21 protein-coding genes and 1 CRISPR repeat array (1 of these 22 cut by a window edge) are annotated in these 24,534 nt (G+C 49.6%); of the genes, 7 read left to right on the forward strand and 14 right to left on the reverse strand.

Features of this window, described 5'->3' with window-relative positions; translation table 11 throughout:
- Positions 1 to 2,033: direct repeats of the CRISPR family, unit length 29 nt; unit sequence GTTGTAGCTTCCTCTCTCATCTCGTAGTG; it begins 643 nt to the left of the window's first position.
- A gap of 63 nt (positions 2,034 to 2,096) precedes the next feature.
- The 3 genes from cas2 to cas9 all read right to left on the reverse strand — a co-directional run bounded on the left by cas2 (position 2,097) and on the right by cas9 (position 6,642).
- On the reverse strand, positions 2,097 to 2,423 hold the full coding sequence (cas2, locus tag AKG43_RS02535) for a CRISPR-associated endonuclease Cas2 (protein WP_054599013.1): 327 nt from the start codon (positions 2,421 to 2,423) through the stop codon (positions 2,097 to 2,099).
- A complete protein-coding gene (gene cas1 / locus AKG43_RS02540; protein ID WP_054599014.1) occupies positions 2,416 to 3,327 on the reverse strand; it encodes a type II CRISPR-associated endonuclease Cas1 in 912 nt (303 codons plus the stop codon). The genes cas2 and cas1 overlap by 8 nt, the downstream gene beginning before the upstream one ends.
- A gap of 78 nt (positions 3,328 to 3,405) precedes the next feature.
- The gene (gene cas9 / locus AKG43_RS02545) at positions 3,406 to 6,642 is read right to left on the reverse strand and encodes a type II CRISPR RNA-guided endonuclease Cas9 (RefSeq protein WP_054599015.1); all 3,237 of its coding nucleotides are present in this window, start codon (positions 6,640 to 6,642) and stop codon (positions 3,406 to 3,408) included.
- A gap of 481 nt (positions 6,643 to 7,123) precedes the next feature.
- On the opposite strand from cas9, the gene AKG43_RS02550 reads away from it, so the two are divergent.
- Positions 7,124 to 7,468 carry a VOC family protein gene (locus AKG43_RS02550; protein ID WP_054599016.1) on the forward strand — a complete coding sequence of 115 codons (345 nt, stop codon included), beginning with the start codon at positions 7,124 to 7,126 and terminating at the stop codon, positions 7,466 to 7,468.
- A gap of 89 nt (positions 7,469 to 7,557) precedes the next feature.
- On the opposite strand, the gene AKG43_RS02555 is transcribed toward AKG43_RS02550, so the two are convergent.
- Complete coding sequence (locus AKG43_RS02555; RefSeq protein WP_054599017.1) at positions 7,558 to 8,121, reverse strand: DUF1440 domain-containing protein; 564 nt, start codon at positions 8,119 to 8,121, stop codon at positions 7,558 to 7,560.
- A 270-nt stretch (positions 8,122 to 8,391) separates the two neighbouring features.
- Between AKG43_RS02555 and AKG43_RS02560 the strand changes: the two genes are divergently transcribed.
- A complete protein-coding gene (locus AKG43_RS02560) occupies positions 8,392 to 9,867 on the forward strand; it encodes an efflux transporter outer membrane subunit (protein ID WP_054599018.1) in 1,476 nt (491 codons plus the stop codon).
- A 220-nt stretch (positions 9,868 to 10,087) separates the two neighbouring features.
- Here the strand turns inward: AKG43_RS02560 and mutM are convergent, their stop codons facing one another.
- The 5 genes from mutM to AKG43_RS02585 all read right to left on the reverse strand — a co-directional run bounded on the left by mutM (position 10,088) and on the right by AKG43_RS02585 (position 15,974).
- Positions 10,088 to 10,915: a bifunctional DNA-formamidopyrimidine glycosylase/DNA-(apurinic or apyrimidinic site) lyase gene (gene mutM / locus AKG43_RS02565; protein WP_054599019.1), complete on the reverse strand. Its 828-nt coding sequence runs from the start codon at positions 10,913 to 10,915 to the stop codon at positions 10,088 to 10,090.
- A 127-nt stretch (positions 10,916 to 11,042) separates the two neighbouring features.
- A complete protein-coding gene (tyrS, locus tag AKG43_RS02570; RefSeq protein ID WP_054599020.1) occupies positions 11,043 to 12,341 on the reverse strand; it encodes a tyrosine--tRNA ligase in 1,299 nt (432 codons plus the stop codon).
- 204 nt (positions 12,342 to 12,545) lie between these two features.
- Complete coding sequence (locus AKG43_RS02575; protein ID WP_054599021.1) at positions 12,546 to 13,064, reverse strand: membrane integrity-associated transporter subunit PqiC; 519 nt, start codon at positions 13,062 to 13,064, stop codon at positions 12,546 to 12,548.
- Complete coding sequence (pqiB, locus tag AKG43_RS02580; RefSeq protein WP_054599022.1) at positions 13,064 to 14,707, reverse strand: intermembrane transport protein PqiB; 1,644 nt, start codon at positions 14,705 to 14,707, stop codon at positions 13,064 to 13,066. Before pqiB ends, AKG43_RS02575 begins: the two co-directional genes overlap by 1 nt.
- Entirely contained in the window at positions 14,700 to 15,974 is a 1,275-nt protein-coding gene (locus tag AKG43_RS02585) for a paraquat-inducible protein A (protein WP_082402952.1), read from the reverse strand. The genes pqiB and AKG43_RS02585 overlap by 8 nt, the downstream gene beginning before the upstream one ends.
- A 347-nt stretch (positions 15,975 to 16,321) precedes the next feature.
- Between AKG43_RS02585 and fabG the strand changes: the two genes are divergently transcribed.
- Positions 16,322 to 17,050 carry a 3-oxoacyl-ACP reductase FabG gene (gene fabG / locus AKG43_RS02590; RefSeq protein ID WP_054599024.1) on the forward strand — a complete coding sequence of 243 codons (729 nt, stop codon included), beginning with the start codon at positions 16,322 to 16,324 and terminating at the stop codon, positions 17,048 to 17,050.
- A complete protein-coding gene (locus AKG43_RS02595) occupies positions 17,044 to 18,273 on the forward strand; it encodes a beta-ketoacyl-ACP synthase (protein WP_054599025.1) in 1,230 nt (409 codons plus the stop codon). Before fabG ends, AKG43_RS02595 begins: the two co-directional genes overlap by 7 nt.
- 180 nt (positions 18,274 to 18,453) lie before the next feature.
- Here AKG43_RS02595 and purE read toward each other — a convergent pair whose 3' ends face one another.
- The 4 genes from purE to AKG43_RS02615 all read right to left on the reverse strand — a co-directional run bounded on the left by purE (position 18,454) and on the right by AKG43_RS02615 (position 20,684).
- Entirely contained in the window at positions 18,454 to 18,942 is a 489-nt protein-coding gene (gene purE, locus AKG43_RS02600) for a 5-(carboxyamino)imidazole ribonucleotide mutase (RefSeq protein WP_054599026.1), read from the reverse strand.
- A gap of 67 nt (positions 18,943 to 19,009) precedes the next feature.
- Positions 19,010 to 19,654, reverse strand: coding sequence for a tol-pal system YbgF family protein (locus AKG43_RS02605; RefSeq protein ID WP_369799560.1), 645 nt, complete (start codon positions 19,652 to 19,654; stop codon positions 19,010 to 19,012).
- Between the two features lie 150 nt (positions 19,655 to 19,804).
- Complete coding sequence (locus AKG43_RS02610; protein WP_054599027.1) at positions 19,805 to 20,473, reverse strand: class I SAM-dependent methyltransferase; 669 nt, start codon at positions 20,471 to 20,473, stop codon at positions 19,805 to 19,807.
- 25 nt (positions 20,474 to 20,498) lie between these two features.
- Positions 20,499 to 20,684 (reverse strand): DUF3460 family protein, encoded by a 186-nt coding sequence (locus AKG43_RS02615; protein ID WP_054599028.1) that lies wholly within the window; start codon positions 20,682 to 20,684, stop codon positions 20,499 to 20,501.
- A gap of 331 nt (positions 20,685 to 21,015) precedes the next feature.
- On the opposite strand from AKG43_RS02615, the gene AKG43_RS02620 reads away from it, so the two are divergent.
- The 3 genes from AKG43_RS02620 (at position 21,016) to AKG43_RS02630 (ending at position 23,445) form a co-directional block, all read left to right on the forward strand.
- Positions 21,016 to 22,356, forward strand: a complete 1,341-nt coding sequence (locus AKG43_RS02620; protein WP_054599029.1) for a polynucleotide adenylyltransferase PcnB — start codon at positions 21,016 to 21,018, stop codon at positions 22,354 to 22,356.
- Entirely contained in the window at positions 22,353 to 22,628 is a 276-nt protein-coding gene (locus AKG43_RS02625; protein ID WP_054599030.1) for a glutaredoxin family protein, read from the forward strand. Before AKG43_RS02620 ends, AKG43_RS02625 begins: the two co-directional genes overlap by 4 nt.
- A gap of 202 nt (positions 22,629 to 22,830) precedes the next feature.
- Complete coding sequence (locus tag AKG43_RS02630) at positions 22,831 to 23,445, forward strand: phospholipid-binding protein MlaC (protein ID WP_054599031.1); 615 nt, start codon at positions 22,831 to 22,833, stop codon at positions 23,443 to 23,445.
- Between the two features lie 176 nt (positions 23,446 to 23,621).
- On the opposite strand, the gene nadE is transcribed toward AKG43_RS02630, so the two are convergent.
- Entirely contained in the window at positions 23,622 to 24,413 is a 792-nt protein-coding gene (gene nadE / locus AKG43_RS02635; protein ID WP_054599032.1) for an NAD(+) synthase, read from the reverse strand.
- Between the last annotated feature and the right edge of the window lie 121 nt (positions 24,414 to 24,534).

Raw genomic sequence — 24,534 nt, forward strand, 5'->3', positions numbered from 1 at the left:
GCCCAACTGCTTGCCTTGTTGTAGCTTCCTCTCTCATCTCGTAGTGCTACAATACAATCTAGACGTTATAGGTATCGTCTCCAGTTGTAGCTTCCTCTCTCATCTCGTAGTGCTACAATTTTCCTTCTTTTTCAAGTAGTTGCGAACTAGTTGTAGCTTCCTCTCTCATCTCGTAGTGCTACAATAATGTCAGTTATTCAATAGTGGGTGAAGAGGTTGTAGCTTCCTCTCTCATCTCGTAGTGTTACAATCATACTATTAAAGCTGAGACTATTAACGGTGTTGTAGCTTCCTCTCTCATCTCGTAGTGTTACAATTCGCATCCAGCTGCCCGCCCAAGGTGTCGGGTTGTAGCTTCCTCTCTCATCTCGTAGTGTTACAATAAAGAGCTATTAGAAGAATACCGTAACCTGGTTGTAGCTTCCTCTCTCATCTCGTAGTGTTACAATGATGGAGATATGATTGCGAGCGGTGTGATAGTTGTAGCTTCCTCTCTCATCTCGTAGTGTTACAATCCGGCAAACCATGAGCAGAAGTGCAATAGCGTTGTAGCTTCCTCTCTCATCTCGTAGTGTTACAATGTAATCCCCAAAGCCCATACTAGATTGTAAGTTGTAGCTTCCTCTCTCATCTCGTAGTGTTACAATCACAACGTACATCCTGAGCTAACCGCCGCAGTTGTAGCTTCCTCTCTCATCTCGTAGTGTTACAATTGCCGACAATGTAAATGATGACGAAGACATGTTGTAGCTTCCTCTCTCATCTCGTAGTGTTACAATGGAAATGGGGGCGGTTCGGGGTCAACAGGCGTTGTAGCTTCCTCTCTCATCTCGTAGTGTTACAATAAGCTGTACATGCTATACAGACCAAGCAACGTTGTAGCTTCCTCTCTCATCTCGTAGTGTTACAATACTGAAACTGTGCACCAGCTTCGACATAGCGTTGTAGCTTCCTCTCTCATCTCGTAGTGTTACAATTATTGCCGCGCTCCTGTTTTTCCGCCCACTGTTGTAGCTTCCTCTCTCATCTCGTAGTGTTACAATTGGGAACTCGTCCTTTAATCACCGTTAGTTGTTGTAGCTTCCTCTCTCATCTCGTAGTGTTACAATAGAGATTATTATGTCTATTAAATACATCAAGTTGTAGCTTCCTCTCTCATCTCGTAGTGTTACAATCAAACAGACGCATTAGATACAAAATAACAAGTTGTAGCTTCCTCTCTCATCTCGTAGTGTTACAATGGCGCAAGCAGTTTTTTGAGCAAAACGGGAGTTGTAGCTTCCTCTCTCATCTCGTAGTGTTACAATCATCGAAGCAAAACACAGACACCGACGACCGTTGTAGCTTCCTCTCTCATCTCGTAGTGTTACAATAGTTCAGGCCAAATATCAAACCAGTCGTCAGTTGTAGCTTCCTCTCTCATCTCGTAGTGTTACAATGAATTCATCTATCTGCCAATCATCATTCAAGTTGTAGCTTCCTCTCTCATCTCGTAGTGTTACAATCAAACAGACGCATTAGATACAAAATAACAAGTTGTAGCTTCCTCTCTCATCTCGTAGTGTTACAATCTTGTTCTTTTGCAGTATTTATCTGCTTTTGTTGTAGCTTCCTCTCTCATCTCGTAGTGTTACAATCGTCGCAAATATCCAGCCACGTTACCAAGCGTTGTAGCTTCCTCTCTCATCTCGTAGTGTTACAATCGAACACCGCCCCTTGCCAACCTTGTTGAAGTTGTAGCTTCCTCTCTCATCTCGTAGTGTTACAATAAAGCCGCCGGTGCAGCCGCACAAGCCGCTGTTGTAGCTTCCTCTCTCATCTCGTAGTGTTACAATCCGACGTTTTCGCGGATCAGTTTCCAAAGCGTTGTAGCTTCCTCTCTCATCTCGTAGTGTTACAATAACCAGTGACTAAATAAATCATTCATTACCGTTGTAGCTTCCTCTCTCATCTCGTAGTGTTACAATGGCAGAAGTAACGGTAAATATCGAGAACAAGTTGTAGCTTCCTCTCTCATCTCGTAGTGTTACAATACTTAAACAGGTAAGCCTTATAAAATAAGGCTTACCTGTTTTATTTTGATTAAAAAAACGGCTTCAAAAAAGCAAAAGTTGATCAGCATTGACCTTTTTTTCGCGGGGTTTGGGTTCGCCAATAAGCATGACCATACTTGCGTATTGCTTTTCTGTTACCTCCAAATAGCGTACTTGGCCTTCTTCCGGTAAATGCAGCATCAACCTTTTGTGGTGTTTCTGCAACGCGTCCCTTCCTTTTACAATGCGTGAATAAACTGATAATTGCAGCATGTGATAGCCGTCTTTCTGCAAAAATTTACGAAATTGGTTAGCTGCTTTTCTTTTGGCGGCAGTGGTTACAGGCAAATCAAAGAAAACAATTAAGCGCATAAATTTGGCCTCACTCATAATCATGTACCTTTAAGCGCAGCATTTGCGGTAGCTTTAACAGTTTGGGCTTGTTTTGGCTGACGGCCGTCTGAAAAGATTGGATGGTGCGGTCTATGGCAGCCAATACACTATATTTGTATCCGTCCAAAGCTGTTTGGCAGCATAACAAAGAGATTAATTGTTGTTTGCTTGCGGGTGTCAGCTCATCTGGCAGACTGTTTGAAAGCATTTTGTCGTAAACCCATAAATCGGCAATGGGGCGGTATGGTTCGATAAAGTCGTCGGCCAAGTTGAAAGGATTGAGTTCGCTGCGGTGGTGCAGTCCGAGAGCAGGAAGAAAGCCGTATTGCACAAGGGCGCGGGCAATGGCTGAGCGCAAAATGCTGTAACCGTAATTCAAATGGGCATTCACGCTGTTTTCATGACTGCGGGTAAACTGTTCTCCGAACAGTACACGGAAATACAAAGCGGCGGCTTGGCTTTCGGCAAAGTTTTTATCTCCCGATTTTACGCTGTCGGCTAAAGCGTTCAGACGGCCTGTGGCGATATCATGACCACTGTAATCCAAAAGCCAAGCCTGATTGCGGATTTTTTGTTTCACAATTTGTTGCCACAACTGCTTTTTTTGTGGTTCCGTCATGTTGATTTGTTGTTTGAGCACTTTCAGGCTGCGGTGGTATTGTGCAAACGGCAGCCATTGACCACAGGGTAAAAACTGCTCATCGCAGGTAAGCAGGGTGATGCCGTATTGTGCCAGTGCAGATAGTAACGGGGCGGTCAGCACTACTTCCCGTGCTTCGACCACAATCACGGCGACGTCTTCCAGCGGTATAGGTATGGCTTCGTCTTGTTGAATCAGCAAGTGGTTTTGTTGCAGCGACAGACGTGCGGGGCGGCTGATTAGAATGCTGCGCCAAGTCATTTTCTTTTCTCCGTAAGTAGTCTGTTAAATAGGTTACACAACAAAACGGCTGCGCATTTGATGCGCAGCCGTTGAACATTATTTTTTCTTTTTACTGTTTAGTTCAGGATGTTTTTCTACCTTGCAAAGGCAGATTTCTTTACCCAAAGGATCGACTTGGTATTTTTGAAAAGATAAGACGGTTTTTACACCGACACTTTGATGTATACCATTTTTGGCTTTCTCTTTAGATAAATCGTGCTCTTTAATATCAATGGCACCTGTTGCACGGTTTAAACCAGAGTAATAACCGAAAATCCGTCCTTTCTTGGAAATGATCTCCACTAAATCGTTTGGGTACAGCGTAAATTTAAACTCATAGCTGTCATCCATTTCATCCCAATCTGCTTCGTCAGCATAAGCTACTACGGCCCGATTCGGTAAAATACCTTTTGCTACCTGCCAAGCATAAACCGGTACTAGATAATTTTTACCTTTTTTACCGAATACATCTACACGCACCATGGTGGCATTGTCGGCAATGCCGCGTGCTATACCGCCACGATCTTTTCTTACCATTACGCCGGTTTTCTGTACATCTTTCACCCGCACGGCTTTGACCAATGACCCTTGCCCGCCATTTTTTGCAGGCTTGTAAAACGGCTCGGCAAACGCTTTAACCGGATCGTCTTTATACGCCTGTAACCGTTCCCGCAAAGCTTGGTATAAAGCAGGCTCGCGGTCGGGATAGCCGACGATGTTTTCAATGTCCTTCAATTTTAACGCTGTCAACGGCTTTCTCACCACGCTGATGTTTTCAGACAGGCGTTTGGCGGATTTGACGGTTTCCAAATGCCCTTGTCCCGTCATCTTGCGGTTGGGGGCGCGTGAGACAAATAAAGGGGATACGAAATCATGCAATGCTTCAGGTCGGCCACTTAATTTCTCTGCCAGCTCTTCATGCGGCGTATCGCTGAACACCCGCATCATCACTTCTTGACGAAAGAAATCCCACGGCTGCGGAATACGGGTTTTGACTTCGCCGGTTTCGGTGTCCACAGTTTCCAAAGTTTCACGCCGCTGCATAGCTTTGGTGATTTTCTGCTGCATGGAAACGGTTGAGCAGGCGACTACGATGGCATCGAGCGCATGATGGCGGTCGTTTTCTTCCCGTACTTTTTTCAAGCCCCATAAACCGCGCAGCAGGGCGGTGATTTGGCCGTTCGATGCAAACACACGCCGTTTTCCCTCTCCTTGCAGATGTAGGTTTTCTTCAATAAAGCCGCATAAAAAGCGGGCAATATAACGGGTGTCGTTCAGGTTGCGTTCCAAAAAGCCCTGTTCGGTTTTGCTGTCCAACTTGGCCGTCTGAATACGCTGTTTTTTCGCATAAGAAAAACGACAGCCTTGTAGCCGCGCCTGAAATTCGCGCCAGCGTTGGCTGTTGCTCGCTCCGTCAAGATATTCGTAAGGTGTTTGGTTACGTTTTTTTTGATTTTCGCTGCCCAGTACCAGCACTTTGTTGTTAAAGCTGTCATCCCAAGTGCGAGAAAAAGGCAGGGCGTGGTCGATTTCCACATAGCCTTTTTCGTTCAGACGGCCTAAGTCTATCGGTATGCTGGAATACAGGCATTTACCTTGTTGCTGTTCATACAGGCGCAGTTTCAGAATATCGCCGCCTTTGGGTTCCCCGGCAAAATGTGGAAACAATTCTTTAAAATGTTCCGCCGCACGTTCGCGTTCTTTACGGTTTTCTTCCTGACGTTTTTCGATTTCTTTGCGGTCTTTAAACGATTTGCCCAACTCGCGTGCGGTTTCGATATGCACCCGCTGTGGCGAACCGTAGCGGCGGATAATCGCGTTAATCACTTTGCGTGTTTGCGTGAGTGTGCGCAGTACCACAGGGTTGCGGATTTCATTGGCAGGAATAGGCGGCAACAGCATTTGGTTTTTCGATTCTGCCAAGGCGCGGTGATCGCCGTAAACTTCTTTGCAGGCTTCGTCATAGCGTATGCCGCGCTCCATCAAAGGCATAATATTGCTTAAGGCTTTCAGCGAAAGTTGGATAAACTTATCAAAATTCAAACCTGCCAATAGTGCGTTCAACACGTTTTCAGGTAGCCTTAAATCGGCTAAGGCCGCTTGAATATCTTCGTCGGTTTTGTAGAGTGAAAATGCCGTGCCGATTTTATCCAGTATTTCGGGATTGCGGATACGGTTTTCCCATTCACCTTTTAAACCGGCTTTGTCCAATACCGTGCGGATTTTGTGGTAGGCTTTCATTTCCATTAACGCGCCGTTTTCCGCGTTGAGGCCTTCTGAATCTTTGCCGTAACGCAATCCTTTGAATGTGGCATCGTGAGACATATCCAGCAATTTGCGCGCTTGCGAATAAGTCAGCTTGGCTTTTTTATACGGCTCGTCCAACAATAATTTACGTTCGGCTTCGTTTAAAGCGCGTTCTGTGCCGTTTTCTAAGATACGCAGATTATTGAGTTTGGTCAGCCAGATGAATCTTTCGGCAGAATAAGTATGCTTCGCCGCCTTGTATTCGGAAGGCTCAAACGTGCATTTCCCTAGCATTTTCAACACGGCTTCACCCTGCAAGGCACTGCGCTGCATCATTAGCAATCCATCAACCTTGCTTTGCAACTCTGCCGAAGCAAACGGATTTCCGAATGTACGTTGTTGCTCAAACAGTAAATGCAGCTCTTTCTGTAAATCTAAGCGGTTGAAAGTGTGGGTGTAGTCGCCGCCTTTATTGCGTAAATGCCCCGATTGTTCTGCAAATAATCTGACCGCCAATTCGGCAGGTGTGCGGTATTGATTGGCATTCTCTGATAATAATTTGCTGTTTTTAGCCACACTGGCAAGAAGACATCCTAATTCCTTATTTTCCGTTTGGGTTTCGCTTTTTCGTTGCGACAGATAACCGCGGTGTTTGACCAAATGCAGTAATACCGCCGCCCATTCTTGATTTGTGAGTTTTCTCTCTAAACCCGCTACACGCAATTGCCAAGTATCGATTGGCAGATTGGGCAGGCCGTCTGAATTGAAGTCGGCAGCACTCAAAACACCTTCGCGTTTTAGCAGGCGGCGTAAACGCAACAAACGGTGGGCGCGACGGCGAATTAGGCGGCGCACACTGCGTGCTTGCCTGCGGGCCAAGGCTAAAGAATCGCCTGTTTTCGGCACTTCCGCCCGTTCAAACGTGCGCACCCCACAATCCAGCAGGCCGATGGGATTTCCCTCTTCATCTACTAAAATTAAGGCCCAGCCTACTGAAGCAATACCTAAATCCAAACCCAAAATATAGCGTTGCGGCTGTTGTTTCATTGCTTCCCCCTCCCGTTTCATCTTGATTTATAAAAAAATACATACGCTTATTTATAGTAAAGAAATAAATATTTGACAAGTGTTTTTATCATCACTTAGAATCAGCTTCATTGTTGCACTACGAGATGAGAGCCGTTGCTACAATAAGGCCGTCTGAAAAGACGTGCCGCGACGTAAAGATTCAGAAATGAATTGAGCCCCTGTTTAAGTACGCTTAAACAGGGGCATCGTCTTTTTATAACCTCCAAAAACCATACAATGAAGCAGGCCGTCTGAAAATAATCAACTGCATCAAAGCCGGGAACCTTCCAACTTACATTCAAAGTACGGCATTCTTATATAACTAAACGCTCTAAGTTCAAAATATCAAATTGTGAGGCTTAATATGGCAGTTTGACGGAGTAAAACACATTGTTGGAACGGGAAGGCGCAATGCCTGTCTGAAAAACAATCGCAATTTTCTATAACACAGGAACAAAGCATGAAACTTTTCAAAACCAGCAGTTTGGTTTCCGTAATCAACGCATCTGACTTTCAAACCTCATTGGCGTGGTATCGAACATGGTTGGGCGAGCCGGATGTGGTGCCGATGGAAAATATGGCGGAATGGCGTATTGCCGATAATGCGTGGCTGCAACTAACAGACTCCGGTACGATTGCTGAGGCAGAAGTGATTATCGGCGTGGACGATATCGCCGCCTGCCGCAAAGCGTTGCTCGGTGTCGGTATTGAAGCCGGAGACATTAACGATTGGGAAGTGGTGCTGACTTGCGGCATTACAGACCCCGACAACCATAAAATCTTTTTTGCGCAAGCTGTGGGCTAAGATGCCGTCTGAACATAACTGATAAAAATCATCTCAAACAAAAAATCAGGCAGATTGGAATATCTGCCTGATCATTTGAAACAGGTGAATCAGCGTTCAACCCAATCGCCTTTAATCGGGCGTGCGTAATAAGCGAGCACGGCAATCATGCACACTTCGATAGACACCGACCAATACACATGGCCGAGAATTTCGCTGATGTGTTCCGCCGCATTGAGGTTCCACGCCCAACCCGTTGCGCCGTCGGCATAGGCAGGATTGCGGAAACCGAACATGGGAATCAGCAGCCAGTGCATGACAACGGTAATGATGATGCCGTAAAACGCGCCATACCACAGGCGGATTTTCGGCCAATAAGCCGAAACCCACACATACACAAAAGCAAACACAAAACTAAACAGCCAGTGGTAAAGCGTTACCGCCCCCAACACGCTGTTGCCTTGATACATATAATCAAGAGAGTGCTGGTTGAAGCCGAGCCAACCCAGCCATGCGTCGATATTGGCACCCGGCGGAGAAATTTCTCCCGGCATACGCGGCGGCATATTCACTTCGGAACCCCATTTCACCAGCGAGCTGAAAAAACCGCCGATGAGGGTAGTCCATAGAATCACTTTACGGTTGACCTTAGAAGAGCAGAGTGTGCGGGCCATGTTTTCTTCCTTTCCTTGAGTAGGTTAGACGTAAAACAGCGCGAAAGCGGCAACATGCAAAATGCAGCCGTCTGCTCAACAAGACGGCAAAAGCCGTTATTTAGTTTCTGTGAAGAAGCGGTAAGCTGATGATATTTGTTTTATATCAATATCACTAAACGATTGATTGAAATATTCTTTCAATGAAGATTGGATGGAAACACGCAGGCAGCCGGCTTTTCAGACGGCCTCGATATAGAATGCCTGCCGAAACTTTTAAAGAAAGCCTTTATGAATATCAGCCTGAAACATTTTTACGTCAGTATGTCAGCGGCTTTGATGCTCGCCGCCTGCAAAAGCACCGTTGTGCCGCTCGACAGCAAAATCGATATTCCGCAAGCCTTCAGCCAAGCGGAAGCGGCGCGCGGCAGCGCGGAAATCGGCCGTTGGTGGCAGCATTGGAACGACCCCGTACTCAGCCGCTTAATCGAACAAGGTTTGCAGCAAAACCACGATATCCAAATCGCCCGCAGCCGTTTGAACGAAGCGCGCGCCATTGAGCGCTTGGCCGATGCCGACAAAGGCCCGACGGTCGGCGCGGGCGCGGAAGCATCGCGTCTCAACGCCCGCATCAGCAACCCGCTGAGCGACGAAGCGCGCTCCTTGTTGGACAGGATTCCGCAGGCTGCCGATTTGGCGGGCGAGCGTTTTACCTTGAAAGGCAACAGTCTTACGGGCGGTTTTTCCGCGTCGTGGGAGCCGGATATTTTCGGGCAGAAACGCAGCGATGCCGATGCCGCCGCTTATGCCGCACTCGGCAGGCAGGAAGAAGTGTACGGCACGCAAGTGCTGATCGGTGGCGAAATTGCCGAGCATTATCTGCAAGCCCGCTCCGCCCAAGAGCGTTTGAAATCAGTCAACCGCAGTATCGCCACCGTGGAGCGGCTGGCGAAATATGTGCAAGGCCGTTTCAAAGCAGGCCACGTTACCGCTTATGAAGTGGACGAAGTGGCCACCCGACTTACTGCTTTACGCGCCAAACAAAGCACCATCGAATCGGAATACGCCGCCCATGTGCGCAGTATCGCCGTGCTTACCGGCCAAACCCCGCAAACATTTGCCCTGCCTGAAAGCAGCGTCAACATCTTAATCACGCAACCCGCCGCCCCGAGCGGCCAAACCCCGCAAGGGCTGCTCGAACGCCGTCCCGACATCCGCGCCCATGCCGCACAAGTGAACGCCTACGCCGCCAAGCTCGCCAGCGCCAAAGCCGATTTGCTGCCGCGTTTTACCATCGAATTTTTGGGCAGGGGCACCATCAGTATCGACAGCGACAGCGATTTAAAAGGCTGGGGCAGCTTAATCAAAGCAGGCATCAAAGTGCCGATTTTCACCAACGGACGCATCAAAGCCAATATCGCCGCCGCCGATGCACGGCTTCAGACGGCCTTATTGCAATACGACCAAAACATCCTCAAAGCCCTCGGCGAAGTGGACAGCGCATATCAAGCACACAGCGCGCTCACCCGCCAAAACACCTTGCTGGTTACCGCGCACAAACAGGCGGCAAAACAGGCGGGCGATGCCGAAAAACTGTTTAAATACGGCCAGAAAACGCTCGATAACGCCCTCACCGCACGCCTGAACGAAGAAGCGATGCGGGAAAACCTGATTCAATCGCAACTGGCACGCGCTCGGATGCTGATCGGTTTGTATAAGGCGTTGGGCGGCGGCTGGGAGCAGGGCGGGTATAGTCAATCCACTTAAAAATAGGACATACGTCATACTCGGGCTTGGCCCGAGTATCTCCCAAACTTGCTGAAACTCAAGATGCTCAAGTCAAACCCGATAAGTGGATTGACTATATAACAGTTGCTGCTGTTTCCCGCCTGATGTGAGAAGCAGTTTGATGAGAGAAAAAAATATTGTAAAAATCAGTTGATCGGTTGATAAACGGCCGGGATTTTATATGTGATGCCGTCTGAAATTACTTTTGGCAATTCGGGCAATAAAACGTACCGCGTTGGCCGATGGTTTCTTTCATAATCAAACCGCCGCACCTTACGCAAGCTTGGTTGTGGCGGCCGTAAACCGTGTATTCCTGCTGGAAGTAACCGCTCTTGCCTTCACTGTCGACAAAATCGCGCAGCGTGCTGCCGCCGGTTTCGATGGCCCGCATCAGCACCGCCCGTATGTTATCCACCAGCTCGACGCATTCTTCTTCAGACACTCGGTTGGCTGGGCGTTTGGGCGAAATGCCTGATTTGAAAAGGCTTTCGTTTGCATAAATATTACCCACGCCTACCACCACGGCATTGTCCATCAAGGCCAGTTTCACGGCGCGTTTTTGCGTACTCAGTTTTGCGTGCAGATAAGCCGCATCGAATCCGCTTTCCAACGGCTCGGGCCCGAGCGATGCCAATAACGGATGGTGCTCGGCGGCGCTGGCAAACCATACCACCATACCGAAACGGCGCGGATCGTGATAGCGAAGAACCGTGCCGTTTTCAAACCTGATATCCACATGATCATGCTTGCCCGCATGTTCGATAAGGGGATGTTCCGCCGTGAAAATACGCAAACTGCCCGACATACCCAAGTGAATCAGCAATATGCCTGCGGGAAAATGAATCAGCAAATATTTTGCACGCCGGGTGCAGCTTAATACTTTTTGCGCATGAAGAATACCGGCCAAATCAGGCGTTACCGGCAAACGCAGTTTGGCTTGGCGCACCACAACATCGGCAACGGTTTGGTTTTCGATATGGGAGCGGATGCCGCGCAGCGTGGTTTCAACTTCGGGTAATTCAGGCATGGCAGGCTTTCATAAAAGAAGCGGTTGACGGGGATGAAGAATCATATTTAAAGCAAACAAAAGTTTGCAGGCCGTCTGAAAAATCATTCATGCTGTTTTCAGACGGCCTGTTATCGGTTAATACGGTTTATTTCCACACCAACAAAGCATGATTGCGTTTGCCACGGCGGATAATCGTGTATTTGCCGAAACGTTTGTGTTCGTCGGTAATCAGGTAGGCATCATCGGGTTTTTCTGCGGCGTGTTCGGGGTTGTTGAACGCGGCCGTTTCTCCGTTGAGCAAAACCGCTTTGTTTTTCACAAACTCGCGCGCTTCTTTGTTTGACTTGGCCAAACCCGCAGTAATCAAGGCTTCCACCACATTCAGACGGCCTGATACCTCAAACGCGGGCAAGCCGTCCAAAGCGAGCTGTGCGTAGTCGCTTTCGGTTAAGCTGCTTTCGTCGCCGGAAAACAAGCTGGCAGAAATGCGTTGTGCCGCTTCCAAAGCCTCTTCGCCGTGAATCAGGCGGGTCATTTCTTCCGCCAGAATACGCTGCGCCTCCGGTTTCACACCGCTGGCTTTGTCTTTCGCTTCGATGGCATCAATTTCTTCAACCGACAAGAACGTGAAGTATTTCAAGAATTTATACACATCAGCATCGGCTACTTTCAGCCAGAATTGGTAAAACTGGTAAGGCGAAGTTTTTTGCGCATCCAACCACACCGCGCCGCCTTCGGTTTTGCCGAATTTCGTGCCGTCTGATTTCGTTACCAACGGCAAAGTCAGGCCGTAAGCCGTTACCTTGTTGAGGCGACGGCACAAATCAATACCGCCGGTGATGTTGCCCCATTGGTCGGAGCCGCCGATTTGCAGCACCGTGCCGTGGCGTTTGTTCAATTCGGCAAAGTCATAGCCTTGCAGCAGCGCGTAAGCAAATTCGGTAAACGAAATGCCCACGTCGTCGCGCTCGATACGCTGCTTCACCGATTCTTTGTTCAACATCGCATTCACAGAAAAATGCTTGCCGATGTCGCGCAGGAAATCCAAGCAGTTCATGCCGCCGAACCAATCGTGGTTGTTGGCCATGATCGCGGCATTGTCGCCCTCGAAACTCAAAAACGGCTTGAGCTGGTTACGGATTTTTTCCACCCAACCCGCCACGGTTTCAGCCGTATTCAAACTGCGCTCAACCGCTTTGAAACTCGGATCGCCGATCATGCCGGTTGCACCGCCCACCAAAGCCACCGGCGTATGGCCGGCCTGTTGGAAACGGCGCAAAGCCAATACCGGCAGCAAGTGGCCGATATGCAGGCTGTCGGCAGTAGGGTCGAAACCGCAATACAAAGCGATTTTTTGTTCGTTTAATAAAGCGTCTAAGGCTTCGGCATCGGTGGTTTGCGCGATTAAACCGCGGGATTGGAGGTCTTGGATAATTGATTTCATTGGACTCTGTCTAAATTAATTATTGCTACACAATAAGTTGGTAAACCAAACCTTATCAAGATTCTGTTTATTCACTTCAAATTGTTCGGTTGAAACGGGATTAGGCGATTGTTTGCCGGCCCGTTTCAAATATTTTGCATATTTTATTGGATTCGTGCCCGTAAGAGTAGGAATAATGCAGCATTCAGGCCGTCTGAAAAAAGCTTAACGGGCGACTGCTTGCGATGCTTGCTCCAAACCGCGGTTTAAAGATTCAACCATAGCCGTGTAGCCGTCGCCTTGCTGCTCGGTTTCAACATGAAACGGGCGGCTTTCGCCGTTGGGCCACAGTGCATAACCGCTGACCAATGTTTTGCCTTCATAGCTGCCTTGAAATGCCTCTATGTAAATTTTCAGTATCTGCGAACTGTTGCTTCGTGCCGCGGGCACAAACGTATAACGCGGGTTGAGCCTGTTCATTTTGTTGCTGAATCCCGAAGCTAAAGCATTATCGAGCGCACCTGCCCATAAATGGTTGCGGGCGAAGTTAACATGGTAGGCATCGGTTTGGTAAACCAAACCGCCGTTATTGAGCGGTTCGGCAAGGTAAACGCGCACGGCAACTTCGTTCAGGCTTCTGCCCGGATGGCTGTATTGGCTGTCGGGCAAGGTGAAATATAGCGGCACGGAAGTGGCGCATGCACTCAGGGCGAGTAGGGCGCCGGTTATGGTGAGTTTACGCATCAGCGGCTTCCTTTCGGTATGGGGTCTTTAACATTGCTGTTGAAAATTAAAGAGTTGGGTTTTTCTTTTAAGGTATTGATCACCGGTTGGGCATCTTTCAATGTTTTATCTATGCTTTGCAGGGTGGTTTGAACGTCGCTGTATAAAGGCGATTGCGGCGATATGCCTTTAAGGGTTTGGCGCAGTTCGTGCAGGGTTTTATTCAATTCGTTGGGAATATTTTGGGTTTGCGGTTTGCCGAGTAGTGCGTTGGCCGAGTTGAGCGTTGCTCTCAATTCGCGCAAAGATCCGTTTAATTCGCCCACGGTTTTGTCAAGCGGCAATTTGTTGAATTTTTCCAATAAGTTGCCGAGTTGGTCTTGCAGATTGTCCAAACCGCCGTTGCGGCTGGCTATCACGACATTTCCGTTGTAATCGGCCACAGGTTTGAGTTTGGGGCCGTTTGACGGGCTGTCGTCGAGTTCGATCATTTTACTGCCGGTGAGCAGATTGTCTGAAGACAGGGTGGCGGTCAGCCCTTTGTTTAAGGCCGTCTGAAAACGGTTGCGCCAATATTCTTTGCTTTGCGCATCGGCATTGATTTCCAAGCGGTCGGGTTCGATGCGGATGCGTACGGGAATCCAACCGTTATCAAACAGTTTCAGGCTGTCGTTGGGAGCGAAATAAGGCACATCGGCTACGGCGCCGATATTGATGCCTTTGTATTCTACCGGCGAGCCTGAACTCAGCCCGCGCACGCTTTGTTTGAAGAAGGCGGTGTAATATAAAGCGCGCTCGCCGGGAAGGTTGTCTACTTCGCTGCGGTTGCTGTATACCGTGAAAGTGTCTCCATTCGAGGGGGGCTGCCCTTTTTCACCGCCCACAGGCCTTGAGAAGGCAATCGCTCCGGAAAGCAGAGCCGGAATCGGGGCGGATTCTATACGCACACCGCCGCCGGTTGCTTCGATATTGATGCCGCTTTGCAGCCAGAATTGGCTGTTTTTGCCGACCAGTTTGTCGTTGGGGCTGGTGATGAATATGGTGTAGTTGACGGTTTGTTCGTTGGGGTCGAACGATGCGCTTTCCACTACGCCGACGCTGAAGTCTTCATACAAAACAGGGCTGCCTACGCTGATCATTTTGTCGTTTTTGCCCACCAGTTTCAGGCGCAGGCCGTGCTGGCCGATGGCGGTAATCGGCGGAATGTCCGACACTTCGAAGCGGTATTGCGTTTCTTCGCTTTTACCGGGGGTGAAGGCAATGTAAGAGCCGGACACCAGCGTGGTTAACCCGGAAATACCGCTTTCGTCGATGCGCGGTTTTACCACCCAAAATTGGGTGTCTTTGCGCATCATGTCTTTGGCATCGGCGGTTAAACGTACGGTAACTTCTACGCCTTTGCGGTCGTGTTGCAGACCGATGCGGGTTACGCGGCCGACTTCCACGCTCAATACTTTAACAACCGTATTGTTGACTTCGATGCCGTCCGCACTGTCCATCAGCAGCGTCACTTCAGGCCCTCTGTTACGGATTTCCTTCATCAGCAGCCAACCGCCTACCAAAAAGGCGATTAAGGGTATCAGCCAGATAACAGAGGTAAATACATTGGTTTTGCGCACCACGGCAGGCACGGGTTTATATTCGTTTTGATGGTGGTTATTCATATTCGGCGTGTTTTACCGTCAGCTTTTCAGACGGCCTCTTGATGTTGGCTTGGTGGTTACGGGCTTTGTCCCACAATAAACGCGGGTCGAAAAAATAAGCGGAAAGCATGGTCAGCAGCACAACCAAACAGAAATATACTGCGGCCGGCCCCGGCACAACCCGTGCCACATGGGTGTGGAAAGAACTCATTAAAATAATGATGACGAAAATATCAATCATCGACCATTTGCCGATGGATTCGGTAAAGCGGTAAATCCGCAGCATGGTTTTGGCACCGGCAGGCAGGCCGTAGCGTGCACTCAGGTTCAAAACCAGCAGCAAAACGATTTTCGCACCGGGTACCAAAATGCTGGCACTGAAGATAATCGCGGCAATCAGTTTGTCGCCTTCGTCCCACATATACACGATGCCGTTGAGAATGGTGTTGATCTGCACCGTGGTGGGATTGGATGAAATCATAATCGGCAGAAGGTTGGCCGGAATATACAGCACGACGGCGGCCATTAAGAAAGCCATCGACACGGCAATGCTTTTGGGGCGGCGCTCATACAGATCGGCACCGCACACGCCGCAGGTAGGCTCTTCGCGGTTGCGGAAATAAAGACAGCGGCTGCAACACACCCGCTCTTCCGAGGCCGTCTGAATGGTGTTTCTGCCTAAAATGCGGTGGATTTTATAATATACCCAATGTTGTGGAATCGACACGGAAGTGCGGATCAGCAGCACGGCCAAGCCGAACATCAAATAAAACGCCGCACCGTATTCGACTTCTGCAACAGAAGAAAGTTTGATGTGTGCCACCAGCGTAGAAATGAAAAATACGTCCACCATAATCCAGTGCCTTAAACGCACCAAAGTGCGCGTTGCCGTGCGCAATCCCGGATAAGCCTTGTCTTGCCACAAAGCCGTGTACACATAAAGACACAACAGTAAAAAAAGCAGCGGCGTGCCGAATGTGAGCACAAACATCACTTCCGCCAAGAAACCGAAATCAAGCAGAATCAGCTTTTTCATCATCGACGGCAGTGACTGGATAGACGTTACGCCCGCCATCGTAACCGTAACAAACATCATCGTGTAAACGAAACCCATCAACACCAAAGAAGCCGTTGCATAGGCCAAAGGCGCGATATACGGGTTTTTCTCCACTTCCACCACCTCATAGCCGCAATTGGGGCAATGCGCTTCCTGCCCCTGATGCAAACGCGGCAATTCCATACGCTGCCCGCATTCGGGGCAGTCGAGCGTATGGGCGGGGAGGGCCATATGACGTTGCAGGGTGTGGTAACGCCACCAGCGGCGGTATTGTCGGACAGCTTTCACAGTTATTCAGACGGCCTCGTAAAAGCACGGGCGGAGAAATCAAACAGGTGTGTATTATAACTGAAAACAGCAAAATACATTTTAGCGAAACCTGCTTGGCGGGTTTGGGTGAAGCTCACACAGTTCGCTTTAGCGAAACTCGCGAAGCTCGTTTTAGCGAAGCTCACATAGTTTGCTTTCAGACGGCCTCAAATTCCCACATCACGCCAACACCATACTCACGCTTTCGGGCATTCCTGTTACAATTCGCATCTTAATCAAAACACTCGACTTCCCACACAGGAAAACGCATGAGCGAAAACATTTTAATTACCGGCTCCAACCGCGGCATAGGCAAGGCCGTTGCCTTGGGGCTGGCTGAAGACGGCTACGATATTGTGGTGCACTGCCGCAGCCGTCGCGAAGAAGCAGAAGCTGTTGCCGAAGAAATACGCGCATTGGGCAGACAAGCACGCGTATTGCAGTTCGACGTATCCGACCGCCAACAGGCGCGGGAAATCCTGACGGCCGATATCGAAGCCAACGGCGCTTATTACGGCGTGGTGCTGAATGCCGGTTTAACGCGCGACAATGCGTTCCCTGCTTTTGAAGATGAAGACTGGGATCAAGTGTTGCGCACCAATTTGGACGGCTTTTATAACGTTTTGCACCCCGTAATCATGCCGATGATACGCCGCCGCAAAGCCGGGCGCATCGTGTGTATGTCTTCGGTATCAGGCATTGCCGGCAACCGCGGCCAAGTGAATTACAGCGCGTCTAAAGCCGGCATCATCGGCGCTGCCAAAGCATTGGCGGTTGAATTGGCCAAACGCAATATTACCGTCAACTGCGTTGCTCCCGGCTTGATTGATACCGAAATTATCGATTCAAACGTGCCGGTTGAAGAAATATTAAAAGCCGTACCGGCAGCCCGCATGGGGAAGCCGGAAGAAGTGGCCCATGCAGTACGCTTTTTGATGGATGAAAAAGCCGCCTATATCACGCGGCAGGTCATTGCAGTAAACGGGGGTTTGTGTTGAAACGGGTAGTGATTACAGGCGTAGGCGGTATTACGGCTTTCGGCCGCGACTGGCCTACTGTTCAGACGGCCTTCAAACGTAAGCGCAATGCAGTGGTCAACATGGGCTGGCAAGAACGGTTTCCCGATTTGGAAGCCCATTTGGGCGCACCGGTTCCCGAATATGCGCCGCCCGCACATTGGACGCGCAAACAGCTGCGCAGCATGGGGCGCGTGTCTTATCTGTGCGTTGATGCTGCGGAGCAGGCTTTGGCCGATGCCGGCCTTTTGGGTGATGAAACCATTAAAGACGGCCGCATGGGTGTTGCCTGCGGCTCGTCAACCGGCAGCACCAAAGATATCCGCGATATCGGTGAATTGCTGTTAACCGGCTCTTCGCGAAATTTCAGCGCCAATACTTATGTGCGCATGATGCCGCACACAACCGCAGCCAATATCGGCATTTTTTTCGGACTCACCGGCCGCATTATCCCCACTTCAAGTGCGTGTTCTTCCGGCAGCCAAGGCATAGGTTATGCTTACGAAGCAATCAAATACGGCATGATAGAGATGATGCTGGCGGGCGGCGGAGAAGAGTTTTGCCCTTCTGAAGTGTATGTTTTCGATTCGCTTTACGCTGCCAGCCGCCGCAATCACGAACCCGAAGCCACGCCCCGCCCTTATGACTCGGGGCGCGACGGCTTGGTTATCGGAGAAGGCGCGGGCATTTTGGTTTTGGAAGAATTGGAACATGCCAAAGCCCGAGGCGCGAAGATTTATGCCGAAATTGTCGGATACGGAGCCAACAGCGACGGCTCGCATGTAACCCAGCCCCAAAAAAATACCATGCGCCGCTGCATGGAGTTGGCTTTGAAAGATGCGGGCATACGCCCCGAACAAGTGGGTTACGTTAACGGGCACGGTACGGCTACCGAAAAAGGGGATATTGCCGAAACATTGGCTACCGAAGCGGTTTTCGGCCACATTCCCATGAGTTCGCAAAAAAGCTACTTCGGCCACACTTTAGGTGCGTGCGGTGCGCTGGAATCTTGGTTTTCAATAGAAATGATGAACGGCAACTGGTTTGCCCCTACCATTAATTTGGAAAATATCGATCCGTTGTGCGGCAAGGTAGATTATATCCGCGGAGAAGGACGTGAAATCCATACCGATTATGTGATGAACAACAACTTCGCATTCGGCGGCGTGAATACTTCACTGATTTTCAAACGCTGGCAGGAATAATGCGTATTTTTTAAGAATCAATACATTATTAATATAGCCGCAGGGCGGTGCATCTTGCTTCTATGAAAGCATGGTTAATCAGTTAAGTTATAAGTGCGAACCACACAATTCAGACGGCCCCAACCGAATGTAACATTAAGCGGTTGAGGCCGTCTGAATCATTTTTACAGGTTTAACAGCTTATTCAGCAGCGGGCAAATCCATCGCCAATACGGTTTGTTCCTGTTTTTCGCGGAATGCGGCAAGTTTCTGAGCCAATTCGGGGTTGTCGTTCGCCAACATGGAAACGGCAAATAACGCGGCATTGGCGGCACCGGCTTCTCCGATGGCAAACGTGGCAACAGGCACGCCTTTGGGCATCTGCACGATAGACAGCAGCGAATCTTCGCCGCGCAGGTATTTGCTCGGCACCGGTACGCCCAATACCGGAACGGTGGTTTTTGCGGCTACCATACCGGGCAGATGGGCTGCTCCGCCGGCTCCGGCAATAATGGCTTTGATGCCGCGCTCACGGGCTGTTTCGGCATATTCAAACATCAAATCGGGCGTGCGGTGTGCCGAAACGACGCGGGCCTCAAATTCCACACCGAAATCTTTTAAAAATTGTGCCGCATGCTGCATAACCGGCCAATCGCTGTTGCTGCCCATAATGATGCCTACCTGTATCATATGTTTTCCTTGTGAATAAAAGGTTGGAATATTGTTGTCTGTTTTACGGCGGGATAGTTTGGCCGTATCAGCGTTTTTTCAATTCTGTGTATGCACGTTTGGCCGAAGCGCTTTCAGGATACATTTGAATCAATTTTCGCCAAGTGTCTCGGGCGATATCCTGCTGTTGCATGCGGTATTGGCATGAGCCTACGCTAAAAAGGGCTTCTGCGGCCTGTGGCGAGGTGCGGAAGCGGTTGGCAAAGCGGTTGCCTATGTTGATAACAGACTCGCAATTACCTAAACGCTGGTGGCTCTGCATCAGCAGATACATGCTTTGGCGGTCGGTTTCGCCGCCGTTTCCTCCGCCGTCAACGCCTTTGAGTAATGCCACGGCAGCGGCGTAATTGCCTTTTTGATAGTGCTGTAAAGCCTGTTCGTATTGGTTGGTTTGGGTGGCCGAGCGGGGAGGTTCCGCCGCAACCGTATTGGTTTGCGTGCGCACAGGCGGTTTGGTATGGGAGCGGTTGGCGGCAGGGCGGCGTTCGAGTTGGCGCACTCTGGTTTTCAAACTGTCGACTTCTTTTTCGAGGCGGGCGATTTTGATGCCTAAGTTATTGATTTGAAATTGTGTGTCAGGTTCGGGATAGGGGATGGCATCTGCTTGGTTGGGCTGATGGTCGGTGTGCGGTGCAGAAGTTGTGATGCCTGCGCAGGCACTCAGTAACAAGATGCTGAATAACGGGGCGGATAATCGGATATCGTAAATAAACTTAAATTTTGCTACGTCGTTGCTGTGTTTTGAGGTGCTGCTTGTATTTTTTGCGGTTTGCTGTCTTGCATCAAAAATAAGTTTGTTTGGTATATTCATCATGACCTCGCATTATTTTTTAAGCAAAAGGGTTAAACCGTCGCCCACCGGAAGCGTGATCGGAATGATACGGCCGTCTTGCGGCAGGCTTTCGTTAAACGCCTGTAAGATGCTGTGAGCCGGCGGGCTGTCGGCATGAACGGGCTGTAAAACGCGACCGCCGAGCAGCACGTTGTCGATGGCAATAACGCCGCCGCTACGCACCAACTGCAAACAGCGTTCGTAATATTCAGGGGTGGGCGGTTTGTCTGCATCAATCAGGGCAATGTCGTAAGTTTCCGATTCGCCTGCGCTGATCAGGTCGTCTAATGTTAATAAGGCCGGTTGCAGATGCAGCGTGATTTTGTGTGCTATGCCTGCCGCCTGCCAGGTTTCGCGTGCGATGTCGGTAAAGGTAACGTTGATGTCGCAGGCGGTAATGGTGCCGTGAGACGGCAAGGCCAATGCCATGGCCGTGCTGCTGTAACCGGTAAACACACCGACTTCCAAATAACGCTCGGCGCGCATCAGTCTGGCCAGCCAGGTCAGCAATGATGCCTGCGAAGGGGCGATAGCCATTTTGCCGAGCCGGTGTGTTTGCATGCGTTCACGCAAAGCGGTCAAAGCAGGATGCTCGGCTTCGCCGATACTGTTGAGATACGCACCCAGCTTCGGATCGGTATTGTGTATGTGGGTTGCCATATTGCAAGCAAGGCCGTCTGAAAAATCAGTCGGGCTGGTAGGCGTAGGGTTTTTTGGGCAGTTTGGCCGCTTCGTATCCGGCTTGTTCTTCGGGATTTAATTCGACATCCCACAACAAGCCGCGGTTTTTCAGGCGTTGTTGCGCTTCTTCGGGGTGTTGTTCGATGTATTCTTCGAGAAATTTTGTGGCATCTGATTTGTAGTGGTACATATTGTGTTCTCCTTATCGGATGTGGTGTTTGTTACATAATCAATATTATAGCTTAAAAATGAATCGGTGAAGGCAACAGGCATCGTCTGCCATCGGTGCAAAATAGGGCGTGCCAAAAAATTGTGTTCGGTGTGCTGCACAACTTTGCGTATTGTTTCCAGGTTTGCGGGAAAACAGCACGCTGAATTTCAATCGGGTATAATACGCGGTTTGTTTTTTCAGGCTTTTTACCGTGGCCGTCTGAAACCTTTGCAGAAAGGCTTGTATGCAGGCTTTTCTGCAAAGGTTCAGGTGTTTCAGACGGCATGGTTTTGAAATGGTTGATTGATTTATGTTGAAGAAATGGCTGTACAAGGTTTTGCCCGGCAAATCGGGAAAACCACGTGCGCGTAAAGAAGTGATTCCGTTTTCCGGCCACCGCATCAGTGCCGATATGTTGAGTTTTGCCGCTGAAAAAGTGGTTCGCCGTTTGCACAACGAAGGTTTTGAAGCCTATGTGGTCGGCGGCGCGGTGCGCGATTTGCTGTTGGGCATGGAGCCTAAGGATTTCGATGTGGCAACGAATGCCACGCCCGAGCAGATACGCAAAGTATTCCGCCGCAGCCGTATTATCGGCCGCCGCTTTCAGATCGTGCATGTGATGATCGGTCCGGAAACCATTGAAGTTACTACATTCCGCAGCGGCGGCAAAGTATTGCACAACGAACACGGCCGCATTATGAAAGATAATGCCTACGGTTCGATGGAAGAAGATGCGATGCGCCGCGATTTTACCTGCAACGCTCTGTATTACGATCCGATCCGCCAGCAGATTATCGATTTTCATCACGGCGTGGCCGATATTGCGGCGCGAAAATTGGTGATGATCGGCAATCCTGCCGAACGCTATCAAGAAGACCCCGTGCGCGTGTTGCGTGCGGTGCGCTTGTCGGGCAAGCTCGGTTTTGATGTCGAGCAGGAAACCGCCGCGCCGATTGCCGAATATGCAGGCCGTCTGAAACAAGAACCGGTGGCACGTTTGTTTGACGAAATCATGAAGCTGCTGTTTTCAGGCTATGCTTCGGTGTGTTTGGCTCAATTTGAAAAGCTCGGGGTGCAGGAAAACATTCATCCGATTTTAACGGCTTTGCTGAATGCGGCAAAAGACGAACGGAGCATCACCGCCGCCGCCCTGCGCAATACCGATGAACGTTTGCGTGCAGATAAATCGGTGTCTGTGGGTTTTGTGTTGGCTGCCGTGATGTGGCCGCAACTGAATGCACGCTGGCAAAAAAACATGAAAAACGGTCAAAAGCCCGCGCCGGCATTAACTCAGGCCATTAACGATCTGCGCGATATGGAAAAAGGCTGGGGTGTTCCTCAGCGTTTTTCGGCTACCATGAGGGAAATCTGGCAGTTGCAGCCGCAATTTGAAAACCGCCGCGGCGCCCGGCCGCACCGCCTGTTGGCTCAGCAACGCTTTCGGGCAGCTTACGATTTCCTGCTGTTGCGTGCCGAAACGGGCAATGCAGACCCTGAGCTGGGACAATGGTGGACGGCGTTCCAACACGCAGACGATACCGCCCGTTTGGAGATGACCGCAGCCCGGCAAGGGCAGGGTGCCGCATCGGGTGACGAAGCCAAGCGCAAACGCCGCCGCAAACCGCGCAAGAAAAAAGAGGTTGCCGCATGAAGCCGCTTGAACCTTCAACACAAAACGGATGGCGGCTAACTTTGATGTTCCGCGAATATTGCAGTTTGTGCCACAAAATGCTGGATGCTTTAAAACCTTATCAAGAAGCATACGGCTTTGGGTTGGATATCGTTGATGTGGATAACGATCCCGTGCTGGAAGAAAAATACAACGAACTTGTGCCCGTGCTGCTCGACGGCGATATGGAAATCTGCCATTGGTTTTTAGACGAAAACAAGTTGCGCGCCTATCTCGAAACTAAGGCCGTCTGAAAAAAGCGGAGGTACAAAATGCCTCCGTTTTTTTCAGACGGCCGATAATACGGTGGGTTACTAAGCTGTGGTGCGCCATCACCCGGGTTTGATTGAAAGGGCATAAGATTTTGCAGTTTTTAAAGTTTGCTTACGCCGATTCATAGTTAAATGCGCCGTGAACCTGATTTATCCTATTGAATCGAAAGTTGAAAGGAATAAAATGAAAACGCTAACGGCCGCATTATTTGCCGTACCTGTTGCAGTGGTGGCACCTTATGCCGCCGCCCAAACCCAGCAGCACCCTGCACAGGCACAACTTCAACAGAACATTGATGCTGTATTGAAAGTTGTTCGTAACAAAGGCTTGAGCGAACAACAGAAAATCAAACAGATTGAACGCTATGCCGACAATTATCTCGATTACCAGCGTATTTCCGCATTGGCAGTCGGCCTGCCGTGGAAAGAGTTTTCTCCCAAGCAGAAAACCGAATTTATTTCGGCATTTAAAGAAATGATTATCGCCATGTATGCGCGGTCAGCTTTGATGGGGGCGGAAAAAGCCCAAGTAAAAGTGCTGCCGAAAATGGTGGATAACGGCAAAAACAAAGTGGATGCTTACAGCGAAATCGTTACGCCGAGCGGAAAAAAATATGAAGTTTCCTATCAGTTTTACAAAGTCGGCTCGGTTTATAAGGTGTATAACATCCGTGTGGACGGCGTGAGCATGGTTACGGTTTACCGCAATCAGTTCAACGACTTAATCAAACAAAAAGGGATTGACGGTACGATTGCCACCGTTCGTGCCAAAGGTTTGAAAAAAGCGGAATCTCTGTAACGCCATCCCGATATCGCTAATCCGCTTGAATTTTAATAATGATGTTGATTAACTACGTCGGGTCATAGACCGTTGATAGACCGAGGCCGTCTGAAAAGCTTTTTTCAGACGGCCTCGGTTATTTGAATCGGATGATGCTCGAACGGTTGTGAAAAAGGGCTGCTCAGGCTTTGCCGTTAAGACAGCAGATCATTCGGAATGTGGCATACCGGAATCGGATTAACCTTATGCTGCATGGCTTGGTGCAGGCGGGTGTAGATTTCCAGCACTTCACGCTGGCGGCCTTCGAAATCTTCGGGGCGGTTCCAGCCGTACACACTCATGGCCCATTCCAGCTCGGGATAGCTGGCGCCCATCTGTTCTTCGTCGGTGCGGTCGGTGTCCCACAAGCCGTCGGTGGGTGCGGCCACCTGAATCGATTCGATTACATTGAGTGCTGAGGCAAGTTGGTAAACCTGCGTTTTCAGTAAGTCGCCGATGGGGTTGATATCGACGCCGCCGTCGCCGTATTTGGTGAAAAAGCCAACGCCGAAATCTTCCACCTTGTTACCGGTGCCCGTTACCAAAAAGCCGTTGATTTGCGCGTAGTAATAAAGCGTGAGCATACGCAAGCGCGAGCGGGCGTTGGCCAGAGCCAGTTGTTTGGATGGATAGTCGCTTTCGCTGACTTCTACCGTTTCGGCAAAAGTGTCGAATGTGGGGGTTAGATCGACAAGCATGCTTTTTACGTTGGGAAAGCGTTGGTGCAGGTTTTCGATATGGGCTTTGGAGCGGCTGCTTTGATCTGCTTTTTGGCGGATGGGCATATCGAGCACCAATACAGGCAGGCCGGTACGGGCGGCCAAAATAGATACGACCGCAGAATCGACACCGCCCGACACGCCCACTACCAAACCTTTGGCTTTGGCTTTGGCTGCGTAGTCTTTGAGCCAGCCGACGATATGGTCGATAACGGCTTGTGTTTGCATAAAGTATCCTTTCGGGGGTGATATCTGTAAGGGTTAATAACAGTAGTAAAAGACAGTATTTATTGAAATGTAATATAACGTAATTTTAATTTAAGTGAAAGTAAAGTTTGTAAGCGATAAG

Source organism: Neisseria sp. 74A18 (assembly GCF_001308005.1).
Classification (GTDB): domain Bacteria; phylum Pseudomonadota; class Gammaproteobacteria; order Burkholderiales; family Neisseriaceae; genus Neisseria; species Neisseria dumasiana.